This window comes from Actinomadura livida, from assembly GCF_014648675.1.
Classification (GTDB): Bacteria; Actinomycetota; Actinomycetes; order Streptosporangiales; family Streptosporangiaceae; genus Spirillospora; species Spirillospora livida.
On record NZ_BMRO01000002.1, the window covers coordinates 527,647 to 540,329 of the forward strand.

A 12,683-nucleotide genomic window follows, 5' to 3' on the forward strand; every position below is an offset into this window, starting at 1 on the left:
GCGCAGGATCCGCTCGATCTCGGCCATCTCGGGGTCGCCGCCGCCCGGCGCGGGACCCTCCACGGCCTGCTGCCCGCCCGAGCGCCCGGCGGGCTTCTGCTTGCCGCCCCCGGCGGCCTTGCGCCCGCCGGAAGCGGCGCCGCCGGACGCGCCCGCGCGGCGGCTGATCATCGCGCCGGAGACCAGGTAGAGCAGCACGGCCACCCCCGCCACCGCGACGCCCGCCCACCGGGCCGGGCTGAACGCCAGGTCGACGAAGAACTCCGTGACGCCCGTCATCGCCGCCGCGAGGGGCACCAGGGACAGGGCGGCGCCGCGCAGCCCGGTCCCCGCGCCGCGGCGGCGGTAGACCCCCCAGCTGACGACCAGCCCGACCAGGGTCACTGCGAGACTGATCGCGAAGATCGCTGTGTCACTCATGCCGGCCCCTCATTCCATACGGTGCTGCGTCACTGCGGTGATGCCTCACTTCCATCGTCACACGTCGGGGGCCGGTTCCGATCCTCCCGGCGGACGGTTTCCGGGCGCGCGGCCCTCCTCCTCCCGCGTGACCCGTCCCTTAAGGACCGCCCCGCAGGTATCGGCTCCGCGGTATCGGGCGCCGGGCCGGTCACGGGCGCTTCGCTGGGCCGCGGCGCCGGGCCGCGGCGCCCCGTCCGGGCGGGGCCGGTTCTCAGGCCCCGGTGAACGCGGGCAGGGCCCGCAGGGTGTCCAGGGTGACCTCGCGCAGCGAGGAGACCACGACGCGGCCCGGTGCGGGAGGGATCGGCAGGACGCCGGGGACCGCGACGGTGACGCAGCCCGCCGCCTCGCCCGCGGCGACGCCGTTCGGGGAGTCCTCCAGGACGACGCAGCGGGCCGGGTCTGCGCCCAGGCGGGCCGCGGCCGTCAGGTAGGGCTCGGGGTCGGGCTTGGTGCGCGCGACCTCGTCGCCCGCGACGCTCAGCGCGAAGTGCTCGCGGCCGATCGCGTCCAGCACCGGCTCGATCAGCCGACGGTGGCTGGAGGACACCAGCGCCGCGGGGACCCCGGCCGCGCGGACCTCGGACAGCAGGTCCTTCGCGCCGGGCATCATCGGCACGCAGGCGCCGAGCCGCTCGGCCATGCCGTCCAGCATCCGCCGCCCGACCTCCTCGGGGGAGGCGGCCGCGCCGGTCAGCTCCAGCATGTAGCGGACGGCGACGTCCAGGGAGCCGCCGACGAGCTTCTCCTGGTGGGCGGGGCTCCACTCGCCGCCCAGCCACGCCATGACCTCCGACTCGACCTCCAGCCAGACGCGCTCGGAGTCGATGAGCAGGCCGTCCATGTCGAACAGCACGGCCTGCGGGCCGCCAGGGGTCACGGTGCTCCTCCAGGGTGTCGCGAACATCACGCGCGCCGGTCCCCGCCGCGGCGTTTCTTCTTGGACGGGCTGTGCAAAGAGACGGTGACGGATGGGTCGGCCGACCGATACCGTGCCCCTAAACTACTATCCGGTAAGGAACGGTATGAGCGCCTACCGCATCATCCTCGTCGGCACCGACGGCTCGGACTCCTCGTTCCGCGCGGTCGACAGGGCCGCCCAGCTGGCCGCCGCCACCGGCGCGACCCTCCTGCTCGCCTCCGCCTACAGCCCCATGCCCGAGCGGGAGCGCGCGAGCGCCGCCGACCGCCTCGGTGACCTCGCCTACAAGGTGCAGGGGTCCACGCCGGCCGACGACGCGCTGCGCGCCGCGCGCGAGCGGGCGGTCGCGGCGGGCGCCACCGACATCGACCAGATCGCCGTCGAGGGCGACGCCGTGGACGTCATCTCCAAGCTGGCGAAGGAGCGCGGCGCGGAACTCGTCGTGATCGGCAACCGCGGGCTGAACAGCCTCGCCGGGCGGATCCTCGGGTCGGTCCCGGCGAACCTCTCGCACCGGTCCCCCTGCGACGTGCTGATCGTGCACACCACGGACGGCAAGTGAGACCGTCCTGAGGACGAGATTCCTTCGGCTTTTTCCGCTGCGGGCGTAGGGCGCGGGGGTCTGCCGCCGGGAGGGTGGGGTAGGCCGTCCGCAGGACGTAGGCTGACAGCCACCGATCATGAGCGGGGCCCCCGCCCCGGGAGATGACGGCCCCCGCCGGTGGTGCAGTACCTGGGCGTCGGAAGGAGGCAGCGCGTGGTCGAGCTCGAAGACGTGCCGGAACTCGTGGATCCGGTGCTCGTGGCCGCCTTTGAGGGGTGGAACGACGCCGGGGAGGCCGCCAGCGGCGTGATCTCGCACCTGGAGTCCACCTGGGAGGCGGTGCCGATCGCCGAACTCGACCCCGACGACTACTACGACTTCCAGGTCAACCGGCCGATCGTGGAGATGACCGAAGGGGAGACCCGCGGCATCACCTGGCCGACCACCCGCGTGTCGTGGGCGCGGCTGCCGAACGGCAAGGACGTGGTCCTGCTGCACGGGATCGAGCCGAACATGCGGTGGCGGTCGTTCTGCCGCGAGCTGGTCGGGCTGATGCTGGAGCTGGAGGTCCGCAACGTCGTGCTGCTCGGCGCGCTGCTCGCCGACTCCCCGCACACCCGGCCGGTGCCGGTCACCGGCGCCGCGTCCGAGGCGGGCCTCGTCAGCACCCTGCACCTGGAGCCGGCCCGCTACGAGGGGCCGACCGGGATCCTCGGCGTCCTGCAGGACGCGTGCGCGAAGGCCGACCTCGACACGGTGTCGCTGTGGGCGGCCGTCCCGCACTACGTCGCGCAGCCGCCGTCGCCGAAGGCGACGCTGGCGCTGCTGCGCCGCGTCGAGGACCTCCTGGACGTCACCGTCCCGCTCGGCGAGCTGCCCGAGGAGGCCCGCGCGTGGGAGCACGGCGTCAACGAGCTCGCCGAGGAGGACTCCGAGGTCGCCGACTACGTCCGGACGCTGGAGGAGCAGAAGGACGCGACCGAGCTGCCCGAGGCGAGCGGCGACGCCATCGCCCGCGAGTTCGAGCGCTACCTGCGGCGCCGGGACCCGGGCCGCGGTTAGGATCGGGGAGAGTCCCGTCCCCGGTGAAGGCCCGCGCACGCCGCCAAGTGCGCCCACCATGACTCTTCTCATCCTTGAGGGCGGAGGCGCCCGCGGCCGGTGAGCCGCCGCGCCGCCGGCCCGGCGATCCGGGTCCGTCCGGCCCGTGAGGTCCGCCACCAGCGCCGACGCCGCGCCCATCCCTGCTGGGACCACCTCATCGCCGCGCCCCTCTGGCCGCTGCACGGCGCCAACCTGGGGACGCTCCTCCGCACCTGCGACGCGGTCGGCGCGTGCATGGCGGTGCCCCGGTTCTCCTGGGTGCCCGAGGCGCTCGCGCGCGGCAACACGCTGCGCCGCCCCGCGTGCGTCCACTGGGTGAACGATCCGCTGGGCTGGCTGGAGCGCCAGCGGAACGCGGGTTCGCGGGTCGTCGGGGTGGAGCTGGCCGACGAGGCGGTGCGGCTCGCGGACCTGCCCGCGGCGCGGACCCGCACCGTGGCGGTGCTCGGGCACGAGCAGTCCGGCATTCCGGGCGAGGCGCTCGATCTGCTCGACCTGGCCGTGGAGATCCCTATGGTGGGAGGCGGCGCCAGCCTGAACGTGGCCGTCGCCGGCTCGCTGGTCCTGTACCGTCTCGCGGGCCTGCTGTGACGGGCGCCGCCCGGTGACCGGAGGAAGGAGTCCACGTGCCGGAAGGCCGACCGGAGGCGCGGCCGCTGCGCCCCCACGACCCGGCCCGCCTCGGCCGCTACGACCTGGTCGGGCGGCTCGGATCCGGCGCGCAGGGCACGGTGTTCCTCGGGGTCGGCGCGGACGGCGAGCACGTCGCGGTCAAGCTCCTGCGGGTGCACTTCGACGACGACGCCACCGCGCGCGCCCGGTTCGCCCGGGAGACCGAGGTCGCCAAGCAGGTCGCCCGGTTCTGCACCGCCCAGTTCCTGGACGCCGAGGTCGCCGGGGACACCCCGTACCTGGTCAGCGAGTACGTCCCGGGCGAGCCGCTGAACCGGCTCGTGGCGCGGGACGGGCCGCTGGCGGGCGGCGCGCTCGACCGGCTCGCCGTCAGCACCGCCGGCGCGCTGGCCGCCATCCACCGCGCCGGGGTCGTGCACCGCGACCTCAAGCCGCACAACGTGCTGCTCGGCCCGGACGGCCCGCGGGTGATCGACTTCGGGCTGTCGCGGGTGCTGGACACGGCGAGCACGGTCAGCAGCCGCACCGTCGGGACCCCCGCCTACATGGCGCCCGAGCAGGTGTCGGGGGCGGACGCCGGCGCCGCCTGCGACGTGTTCGCCTGGGGTTCGACGATCACGTTCGCGGCGACGGGGCGGCCCCCGTTCGGGTCCGACTCGATCCCGGCCGTGATGTACCGGGTGCTGCACCACGAGCCCGACCTCGGGGACCTCGCCGGCGAGCTGCGCGAGCTGGTCGCGGCGTCGCTGGCCAAGGACCCCGCGCTGCGGCCCACGGCGGCGCAGCTGCTGCTGCGGCTCGTCGGCCACGAGGACGCCTTCGACCTGCCCGCCGGCGCGGTGCCCCCGCCGCCCCCGGTGGGCCACGACCGGCCGCGCGCGGACGCGGAAGGCACGCAGACCGCCGGCACTGGAACCGCGGGCGCGGACGGCACGCGCACGGACGGCACGGCCGCGGATGGGACGGGCACGGGCGGCGCGGGCGGGGCCGGGGAGGACACCGTGCCGGGGCCGCGCGGCCGCCGCGTGCGCCGCCGGGCGGGACGGGCCGCTGCCGCCGCCACGGGCGCCTGCGTCGTCGCGGCGCTCGCCGGAGCCGGGACCTACCTGCTGCTGGGCCGGTCGCCCGACGCGCCCGACGGCGGCGCGGCCCGGGGCGGCGGGCAGGTCACGGCCCCGGTGACCACGCCCGGCCGGTCGTCGAAGCCGCCCTCGGCGGCCCCCTCCACCGCCCGCACCGGCCGGCCGCCGGCCTCGCGGGCCCCGGCGCCTCCGGGTCCGGGCGAGGGCACCCGCCCCGGCGGCGGGGACGACGGCGGCCCGCCGCCCTCCGGCGATCCGCCGCCCGAGGCCGTCGTGCTCGGCTCGCCCGATCCCGGCCGGTACTGCGGCACCCGCGGGCGCGACGCCGAGTTCCGCTCCGGCGAGTGGTACTGCGTGCCGCGCGGCGGCGACATCGGTGTCGACACCCACATCACGATGACGCAGGTGTGCGCGTCGCAGTACCGCCCGGACGCCGAGGCCCGCACGAGCGGCGGCGCCGGCGACCCGTCCGCGTGGGAGTGCTACGTGATGCGTTAGAGCGCGACGCCGAGGAGGGCGTCGGCGATGGCCTTCACCTGGGCCGGGGCCGTGTCGTCGGTGCCGTCGGCGGCGGCCCAGGCGTCGACGGCCGCCAGCGCGGCGGGGGCGTCCAGGTCGTCGGCGAGGCCGTCGCGGACGGCGGCCGCGACCGGGGCGGCGGGCGGCCCGGACGGGCGGGACGCCGCGGCGCGCCACCGGTCCAGCCGGTCCTGGGCTGCGGCGAGGCCGTCGTCGGTCCACTCCCAGTCGGACCGGTAGTGGTGCGCCAGCAGCGCCAGCCGGATCGCCATCGGGTCGGTCCCCGCCTCGCGCAGCCGCGACACGAACACCAGGTTGCCGCGCGACTTGGACATCTTCTCGCCGTCGAGGCCGACCATGCCGGCGTGGACGTAGGCGCGGGCGTGCGGGCGCTCCCCGGTCGCGACCTGGGCGTGCGAGGCGCTCATCTCGTGGTGCGGGAACGCCAGGTCCGAGCCGCCGCCCTCGACGTCGAACGCCATCCCGAGGTGCTCGATGGAGATCGCCGAGCACTCCACGTGCCAGCCGGGGCGGCCGACGCCGAACGGCGAGTCCCAGCCGGGCTCGCCGGGGCGCTGGGCCATCCACAGCATGGCGTCGAGGGGGTCGCGCTTGCCCGTCCGGGCGGGGTCGCCGCCGCGCTCGGCGAACAGCGGCGCCATCTCCTCGCTGGTCAGCCCGCTGACCTGCCCGAACGCGGGGTCGGCGGCGATGGGGAAGTAGACGTCGCCGTCGACCTGGTAGGCGGCGTCCCGGCCGCGCAGCTTCTCGATCATCTCGATGATGAGCGGGATCGACTCGACGGCGCCGATGTAGTGCTCGGGCGGCAGGACCCGCAGGGCGGTCATGTCGGCGCGGAACAGCTCGATCTCCCGGTCGGCCAGCTCGCGCCAGTCCTCGCCCGTCTCGCGGGCACGTTCCAGAAGCGGGTCGTCGACGTCGGTGGTGTTCTGGACGTAGAGGACGCGGTGGCCCTGGTCGCGCCACACGCGGTTGACGAGGTCGAAGGCGACGTAGGTGTTGGCGTGCCCGATGTGGGTGGCGTCGTAGGGGGTGATCCCGCACACGTACATCCGGGCGGTGCCGCCGGGGCCGTCCGGGCCCGCGGGACGCGCCGTCCCCGTCCCGGTGTCGTGGAGTCTGAGCGGCCGTGCCGCGGCGGGCAGTCCCGCGTCGGGGAGGCTGGGGACATCGGAGGCGGGCCACGATCGCATACGGAAAGCTTATCCATGCCCAGCTAGATGGGTTACGCCGAGATCGTCGGCGATTGCCCGGACCTGTCCGGACCTGGCGGGGCTCAGCGGTGCCGGAGGCGGGGGTCGAGCAGCGAGTAGCAGATGTCCACCACCAGGTTCGCGGTGATCACGCACACCGTCACCAGCAGCGTGACGCCGATGATCACCGGGGTGTCGCCGGCCGCGATGGACTGGTGGACGAGCTGCCCCACGCCCTGCAGCCCGAACACCTTCTCGATGACGATCGTGGAGCCGACGAGCGCGCCGAGGTCGATGCCGAACTGGGTGACGACCGGGGTGAGCGCCGGGCGCAGGACGTGCCGGCCGACGACGCGGCGCTCCGGCAGGCCCTTGGCCCGCGCTGTGCGGACGTAGTCCTCGCCCAGCACGTCCAGCATCGCGGCGCGGGTGAGGCGCGTGTAGGTGGCGAGCATCAGGAAGGACAGCGCGATCCACGGCAGGATCATCCTGCGCAGGAAGTCGGCCTCGAGCGGCGGACCGGCCTCGAACAGGTGGACGCCGCTCTCGGTGAGCCTGGTCGAGAACACGTACAGCAGCGCCAGCGCCATCACGAACGGCGGGGTCGCCAGGCCCAGCAGCACGAACGCCGCGGCGGCGCGGTCCCAGAGGGTGCGGGCCTTCACGGCGCCGAGCATCCCGAGGGCGACGCCGCCGGCGAACCACAGGACCGCCCCGCCGGCGATCAGGCACAGCGTCGTGGGCAGCCGGGCGGCGATCAGGGCCGTCACCGGCGCGCCGGTGACGTAGGAGTCGCCGAGGTCGCCGCGCAGCAGCCGCCCGGCGAAGCACCAGTACTGGACGGGGAAGGGCCGGTCCAGGCCGAGGTTCGCGCGGATCTGCGCCAGCGTCTCGGGGGTGGCGCGGGGCCCGCCGAGGACCCGCTCCACCGGGACCGGCGACACGTGCACGAACACGAACACGAGGGTCGCCACCAGCCACAGCATGAACACCGCGTGCAGGACGCGGCGGGCGGCGAGGCGCGCCATCCCCCGGTCACCTCCCCCGGGCGGCGGGGCCGCCGCGCGGGTCGAGGGCGTCGCGGACCGCGTCGCCGATCATGGTGAACGACAGCGTGGTCAGCAGCAGCAGCGCGCCCGGGACGGCCAGCAGCCACCACGCCGTCTGGAACACGTCGCCGCCCTCGCCGAGCATCGACCCCCAGCTCGGCATCGGCGGCGGCACCCCGGCGCCGAGGAACGACAGCGTCGCCTCGAACACGATCGCCGCCGGGATCAGCAGCGCGGTCAGCACGGTGACCTGCGCGGTCAGGTTCGGCAGGATCTCCGCGACCATGATCCGCGCCCTGGAGGCGCCGAGGAGCCGGGCGGCCTCGACGAACTCCTGCCGGCGCAGCGCCAGCACCTGGCCGCGGATGACACGGGCGAACGCCGCGACGGAGAAGAACGCGACGACCAGGATCGTCATCGTGATGCCGGCGCGGGCCGAGGTGATCTGGAACGTGGTCGACAGCAGCACCGCGACCAGCAGGTACGGCAGCGCGAGCGTGAGGTCGATCAGCCGGGACAGCAGCGTGTCCAGCGCGCCGCCGGCGAGGCCCGCGAGCATCCCGGCGAGGGTGCCGGCGACGGCGGCCAGCAGTGCCGCCGACAGCCCGACGGCCAGCGAGATCCGGGCGCCGTAGGCGGCGCGGACGAGGACGTCGCGGCCGAGCTGGTCGGCGCCGAGCGGGAACTCCCCGCCGGGCCCGCGCGGCTGCCCGGAGGCTTCGAGGCCCGTCCCGGGGAACGTGGCGTGGTAGGGGTGGCCGGTCAGGTGCTCCCACAGCGGCGCCAGCGCGGCGAACGCCGCGATGAGCAGCAGGACCGCGACGGACGCGGCGGCGGCCCGGTCGCGCTTGAACCGCTCCCATGCGAGCCGGGACGGGCCGCGCGCCCGCACCGGGCGCCTCCCCCGTTCCGGGCCGGTGCCCGGGCGGGCCCGCCGGCCCCCGCAACGCCGCCAAGATCGCATTGAGTGGCCAAGGTAGCACCGACCGTCACCGTTCCGCCGCAGCGTTGCCGAAACGGCTCTGAGTCACCGCACGCTTACATGGCGCGGGCCCGCCCAGGATCGCGGGCGCTACAGGATGCGGGTCTTACAGGATGCGGGTCCAGGCGGCACCGTCGCCGGGGGCGGCGGAGAAGTCGTACCGGACGCCGCCCGGCGCGAGCGCGGCGAGGGTGACGGAGGTGGTGCCCCAGACCCGGCCGTCGCCGAGGTCGAGCAGGGGCAGCAGCGCGCGGTGGTCGGCGCGGGGCAGGCCGTCGCCGTTGACCAGCGCCGTCCAATCGCCCCATGCCCGGTCCACGGGGTCGTCGCGGCCGGGCTCGGGGCGCGGCGCGGCGGCCAGCCGGGGCCGGAAGTGCGCGAGCCGCGCCGCCATGTAGGCGTCCTCGGTGTCGCCCTCCGGCTGGCCCTCGCCCTCCAGCCCGCTGTTGACGATCATGTGCAGTCCGGGGCCGAGGTCGCGTTCGGCGAGGTCGTCGCCGTCCCAGCTCCACAGCCGCACCCGGCCGGGGTCGGCGGCGACGAGGTGGAACGGGTCGTAGACCCGCAGGTCCGACCGGCCGAGCTTGCCGTCGGCGGCGGCCCGCAGCGGCAGCTCGCCGCGGGAGACGCGCCCCTCCTCGGGCGCCATGCGGCCGCGCCCGTTGAGGACGAGGCCGACCCGGGGCGCGCCGGGGTCGACGGCGAGCCACGTGCCGCCCGCGCGCAGGTCCCGGCCGCCGACGAGGCCGGGCCGGTCCGGCCAGTGCCGCCCGGGCGGCTCCCAGTCTCGGGCGACGAACTCGTCCCGCACGCCGACCAGCAGGACGGGTACCGGGGAGGCGGGGTCGATGCTGATGATCGCCGTGCACATGCCCTAATTGGAGCACTTGCCGCAGATCACCCGGACGGCGGGGTCGCCGGGTCCGTGCCCGCGGTCAGAGCGGCGGCCAGGGGATGGCCGGCCAGTCCTCGGGAGGGTAGGGGTGGATCCGGTGCTTGAGCATGAGCTCCACGCGGCGGCGGGTGGCGTCCACCTCGTCCGGGGTGAGGAGCTCGGCGAGGCGCGCGCCCAGCGGGCCGCGCATGGCGGCGTCCACGCGGCCGAGGGCGTCCAGCGCCTCGGGCGTCAGCGGCTTGCCGCGCCACTGCCACAGGACGGTGCGGAGCTTGTAGTCGACGGAGAAGCAGACGCCGTGGTCGCAGCCGTAGACGTGGCCGTCGCCGGGCGGGAGCAGGTGCCCGATCTTGCGGTCGGCGTTGTTGACGACGGCGTCGAACACCGCCATGCGGCGGACGGCCTCGTCGTCCGAGCGGGACAGGGCGACGAGGTCGATGTCGGGGTCGGGCTCCACCCACAGCTGCACCATGCCGGGCCCGTAGGGGCCGTCGCGGTGCACGGTGGGCGGGACGGTCGCCCACCCCATGGCCTTGGAGACCTCGTAGGCGGCGACCTCGCGCTCGGCGAGGGTCCCGTCGGGGAAGTCCCACAGCGGCCGCTCCCCCGCGACGGGCTTGTACACGCAGGCGGCGGCGAGGCCGTCGCGTTCGACCGAGCAGTACAGGGTGGCGTTGGACGCCTGGACGAGCCTGCCCTCCACGCTGAGCCGCCCGGCCGACAGCAGCTCCTCGGCGGCGGCGGCGTCGCGGGGCGAGACGCGGCGCCCGGGCTCGCCCCGCCCGGCGTCGTCCGCGGTCGCCCGGTCGCGGGAGGACTGCGTCATGCGCCCATTCTCCAGGCCCGGTGATCCATGATCCAGTACAACGGAGGCGTCATCTCAGCCCAGGTATCCGTTCTGGCGCGGGCACACGTGGCCCTCCGTGTCGAGGGGGAGCCCGCACAGCGGGCAGGGCGGGCGGCCCGCGGCGACGACCTTCAGGGCCCGCTCGGCGAACGCGCGGGCCTGCGCGGCGCTGATCCGCACCCGCAGCACCGCGATGGCCGGGTCCTCCTCGCCGACCTCGGCGTCCTCCTCGGCCTCGGTGACCTCCTGCGCCTCGATGACGACCTGCTCGTCCTCGGGGTCCCACGCCAGCGCCATCGTGCCGACCTTGAACTCCTCCTCCACCGGCTGGTCGAGGGGGGCGTCGTCCTGCAGCTCCGAGGGGGCCACCGCGGGGACCGGCACGTCGCCCCCGCTGCGCCGCAGCACCTCGTCCAGCAGCTCCTCCAGCCGCTCGGCCAGCAGCGTCACCTGGAACTTCTCCAGGCCCACGCTGGTCACGCGGCGGCCCGAGCGCGCCTGCAGGTAGAAGGCGCGGTCGCCTGGCCGTCCGACGGCGCCGGCGACGAAGCGCTCCGGCAGGTCGTAGGAGATGACGGGCATGACACCGACCCTACGCGCCGCCGCCCACGGGCGCTTCCCCCGGCCCGAGTCCGGCTTTCCCGGAACCTTCCTCCGGCGGCTTGGGAACCAGACCGGCCACATCGCCGCCGGTGTCGTTGACGCGGACGACGAACGGGCGCGTTTCGGTGTAGCGGATGACGGTGAGCGAGGCGGGGTCGGCCTGGATGCGCTGGAACTGGTCCAGGTGCAGGCCGAGCGCGTCGGCGACGATCGACTTGATGATGTCGCCGTGGCTGCACACCAGGTAGAGGGCGTCGGGGCCGTGCTCGGCGGCGACGCGGCCGTTCCAGTCGCGGACGGCGGTGACCGCGCGGTGCTGCGCCGCGGCGAGGGACTCGCCGTCCGCGCCGGGGAACCGCGCGGCGCTCGGGTGCGCCTGGACGACCCGCCAGAGGGGCTCCTCGGCGAGCTCCTTGAGGGGGCGGCCCGTCCAGTCGCCGTAGCGGACCTCGCCGAACCGCTCGTCGGTCTCGATCTCCCCGACCGGGTCGCCGTGCCCGGCGGCGATCGCCTCGGCGGTCTCGGCGCAGCGCTCCAGGGGGCTGGTCACGACCGCGGCGAGCGGGAGGTCCGCCAGGCGGGCGGCGAGCCGGGCGACCTGGCCGCGGCCGCGGTCGTCGAGGCGCACCCCCGGCGTCCATCCGGCGAGCACGGGTCCGGTCATGGCGGTCAGGCCGTGCCTGACCAGGAGGAGGGTGGTCACAGCGGCCACTGTAGGAGATGCCCGGCACCCGGCCGGGCGGCGGGCCCGCGCGCCGATGCGGGAGAATGCGAATCGTGATCGTCGACCGGGCCATCTACGCGGACGGGACGCGCCGCGCCATCGGCGGCGACATCAGCGACGCCTTCGACGTGGCGCGCCGGGATCCGGGCGCCTTCGTCTGGATCGGGCTGTTCGAGCCCGACGAGGCGGAGTTCGACCTGGTCAAGGAGGAGCTCGGGCTGCATCCGCTCGCCGCCGAGGACGCCGTGTCGGCGCATCAGCGGCCGAAGCTGGAGCGCTACGACGACACGCTGTTCATCGTCCTGAAGACGCTCACCTACATCGACGAGACGTCCGACATCGAGGTCGGCGAGATCATGCTGTTCCTCGGCGAGCAGTTCGTCGTCACCGTCCGGCACGGCTCCGGCAACCCGCTCGGCCCCGTCCGCCGGCGGCTGGAGGAGTCGCCCGAGCTGCTCAAGCACGGCGCCACAGCCGTGCTGTACGCGGTGTGCGACGAGGTCGTCGACCACTACGAACTGGTCGCCCACGAGGTCGAGATCGACATCATCGGGCTGGAGACCGCGGTGTTCGACCCCCGCGCGCGGGACGTCACCGCCGACATCTACTCCCTCAAGCGGGAGGTGCTGGAGTTCCGCGCCGCCGAGGACCCGCTGATCCCGGTGATGGACGAGATCGTGCGGGGCCGGGTCCGCGAGTGCGCCCTGACCCGCGAGTACTTCCGCGACGTCCTGGACCACCTGCTGCGCGTGGACGAGCAGGTCGACGCGCACAACGAGCTGCTCAACAGCGTCCTCAACGCGCACCTGGCGCTGCTCGGCAAGCGGCAGAACGAGGACATGCGCAAGATCTCCGCGTGGGCCGCGATCATCGCGGTGCCGACGGCGATCGCCGGGATCTACGGCATGAACTTCGACAACATGCCCGAACTGCACTGGACCTTCGGGTACCCGCTGGTCCTGGGGGTGATGGCGGTCGTCTGCGTGGTGCTGTTCCGCCGCCTCCGCAAGAGCGGCTGGCTCTAGCCGCCGGGCGGGACGTCCCCGATGCGCATGGGCGGGGCGAGCAGCGCGGCCCACAGGTGCGACTCGGCGCCCCGGGCC

14 protein-coding genes are annotated in these 12,683 nt (G+C 75.0%); 5 read left to right on the forward strand and 9 right to left on the reverse strand.

Going from position 1 to position 12,683, the window contains the following annotated elements; all coding sequences use genetic code 11:
• Positions 1–420 (reverse strand): hypothetical protein (locus IEZ03_RS05815; protein WP_189241162.1); only part of this gene is annotated, 420 nt, incomplete at its 3' end.
• 253 nt (positions 421–673) lie between these two features.
• Entirely contained in the window at positions 674–1,369 is a 696-nt protein-coding gene (locus IEZ03_RS05820; protein WP_184884746.1) for an HAD family hydrolase, read from the reverse strand.
• Between the two features lie 118 nt (positions 1,370–1,487).
• Here IEZ03_RS05820 and IEZ03_RS05825 point away from each other — a divergent pair, with 118 nt between their 5' ends.
• The 4 genes from IEZ03_RS05825 to IEZ03_RS05840 all read left to right on the forward strand — a co-directional run bounded on the left by IEZ03_RS05825 (position 1,488) and on the right by IEZ03_RS05840 (position 5,245).
• Entirely contained in the window at positions 1,488–1,946 is a 459-nt protein-coding gene (locus tag IEZ03_RS05825; RefSeq protein ID WP_184884748.1) for a universal stress protein, read from the forward strand.
• Positions 1,947–2,141: 195 nt separating this feature from the next.
• Positions 2,142–2,990, forward strand: coding sequence for a PAC2 family protein (locus IEZ03_RS05830; protein WP_132048656.1), 849 nt, complete (start codon positions 2,142–2,144; stop codon positions 2,988–2,990).
• 99 nt (positions 2,991–3,089) lie between these two features.
• Positions 3,090–3,623 carry a TrmH family RNA methyltransferase gene (locus tag IEZ03_RS05835; protein WP_184884750.1) on the forward strand — a complete coding sequence of 178 codons (534 nt, stop codon included), beginning with the start codon at positions 3,090–3,092 and terminating at the stop codon, positions 3,621–3,623.
• Between the two features lie 35 nt (positions 3,624–3,658).
• Complete coding sequence (locus IEZ03_RS05840; RefSeq protein WP_184884752.1) at positions 3,659–5,245, forward strand: serine/threonine-protein kinase; 1,587 nt, start codon at positions 3,659–3,661, stop codon at positions 5,243–5,245.
• Here the strand turns inward: IEZ03_RS05840 and mshC are convergent.
• From mshC to IEZ03_RS05875, 7 genes are all read right to left on the reverse strand, one after another.
• The gene (gene mshC / locus IEZ03_RS05845) at positions 5,242–6,480 is read right to left on the reverse strand and encodes a cysteine--1-D-myo-inosityl 2-amino-2-deoxy-alpha-D-glucopyranoside ligase (RefSeq protein ID WP_184884754.1); all 1,239 of its coding nucleotides are present in this window, start codon (positions 6,478–6,480) and stop codon (positions 5,242–5,244) included. The genes IEZ03_RS05840 and mshC overlap by 4 nt on opposite strands.
• An 83-nt stretch (positions 6,481–6,563) precedes the next feature.
• Positions 6,564–7,508: an ABC transporter permease gene (locus IEZ03_RS05850; RefSeq protein WP_184884756.1), complete on the reverse strand. Its 945-nt coding sequence runs from the start codon at positions 7,506–7,508 to the stop codon at positions 6,564–6,566.
• A 7-nt stretch (positions 7,509–7,515) separates the two neighbouring features.
• Positions 7,516–8,421: an ABC transporter permease gene (locus IEZ03_RS05855; protein WP_229808045.1), complete on the reverse strand. Its 906-nt coding sequence runs from the start codon at positions 8,419–8,421 to the stop codon at positions 7,516–7,518.
• A 196-nt stretch (positions 8,422–8,617) separates the two neighbouring features.
• A complete protein-coding gene (locus IEZ03_RS05860) occupies positions 8,618–9,382 on the reverse strand; it encodes an NRDE family protein (protein WP_132048644.1) in 765 nt (254 codons plus the stop codon).
• Positions 9,383–9,446: 64 nt separating this feature from the next.
• Positions 9,447–10,232, reverse strand: coding sequence for an SCO1664 family protein (locus IEZ03_RS05865; RefSeq protein WP_184884759.1), 786 nt, complete (start codon positions 10,230–10,232; stop codon positions 9,447–9,449).
• Between the two features lie 54 nt (positions 10,233–10,286).
• Positions 10,287–10,835 carry a DUF3090 domain-containing protein gene (locus IEZ03_RS05870; RefSeq protein WP_184884761.1) on the reverse strand — a complete coding sequence of 183 codons (549 nt, stop codon included), beginning with the start codon at positions 10,833–10,835 and terminating at the stop codon, positions 10,287–10,289.
• 10 nt (positions 10,836–10,845) lie between these two features.
• Positions 10,846–11,559: a histidine phosphatase family protein gene (locus IEZ03_RS05875; protein WP_184884763.1), complete on the reverse strand. Its 714-nt coding sequence runs from the start codon at positions 11,557–11,559 to the stop codon at positions 10,846–10,848.
• 65 nt (positions 11,560–11,624) lie between these two features.
• On the opposite strand from IEZ03_RS05875, the gene corA reads away from it, so the two are divergent.
• Positions 11,625–12,605 (forward strand): magnesium/cobalt transporter CorA, encoded by a 981-nt coding sequence (gene corA, locus IEZ03_RS05880; protein ID WP_184884765.1) that lies wholly within the window; start codon positions 11,625–11,627, stop codon positions 12,603–12,605.
• Positions 12,606–12,683 lie beyond the last annotated feature (78 nt).

What these genes read in the sequence shown, in the direction of transcription:
- IEZ03_RS05850 (WP_184884756.1), bottom strand. Translation starts at nt 7,508, where the DNA reads ATGGCGCGCCTCGCCGCCCGCCGCGTCCTGCACGCGGTGTTCATGCTG.
- mshC (WP_184884754.1), bottom strand. Translation starts at nt 6,480, where the DNA reads ATGCGATCGTGGCCCGCCTCCGATGTCCCCAGCCTCCCCGACGCGGGA.
- IEZ03_RS05820 (WP_184884746.1), bottom strand. Translation starts at nt 1,369, where the DNA reads ATGTTCGCGACACCCTGGAGGAGCACCGTGACCCCTGGCGGCCCGCAG.
- IEZ03_RS05860 (WP_132048644.1), bottom strand. Translation starts at nt 9,382, where the DNA reads ATGTGCACGGCGATCATCAGCATCGACCCCGCCTCCCCGGTACCCGTC.
- corA (WP_184884765.1), top strand. Translation starts at nt 11,625, where the DNA reads ATGCGAATCGTGATCGTCGACCGGGCCATCTACGCGGACGGGACGCGC.
- IEZ03_RS05825 (WP_184884748.1), top strand. Translation starts at nt 1,488, where the DNA reads ATGAGCGCCTACCGCATCATCCTCGTCGGCACCGACGGCTCGGACTCC.
- IEZ03_RS05865 (WP_184884759.1), bottom strand. Translation starts at nt 10,232, where the DNA reads ATGACGCAGTCCTCCCGCGACCGGGCGACCGCGGACGACGCCGGGCGG.
- IEZ03_RS05870 (WP_184884761.1), bottom strand. Translation starts at nt 10,835, where the DNA reads ATGCCCGTCATCTCCTACGACCTGCCGGAGCGCTTCGTCGCCGGCGCC.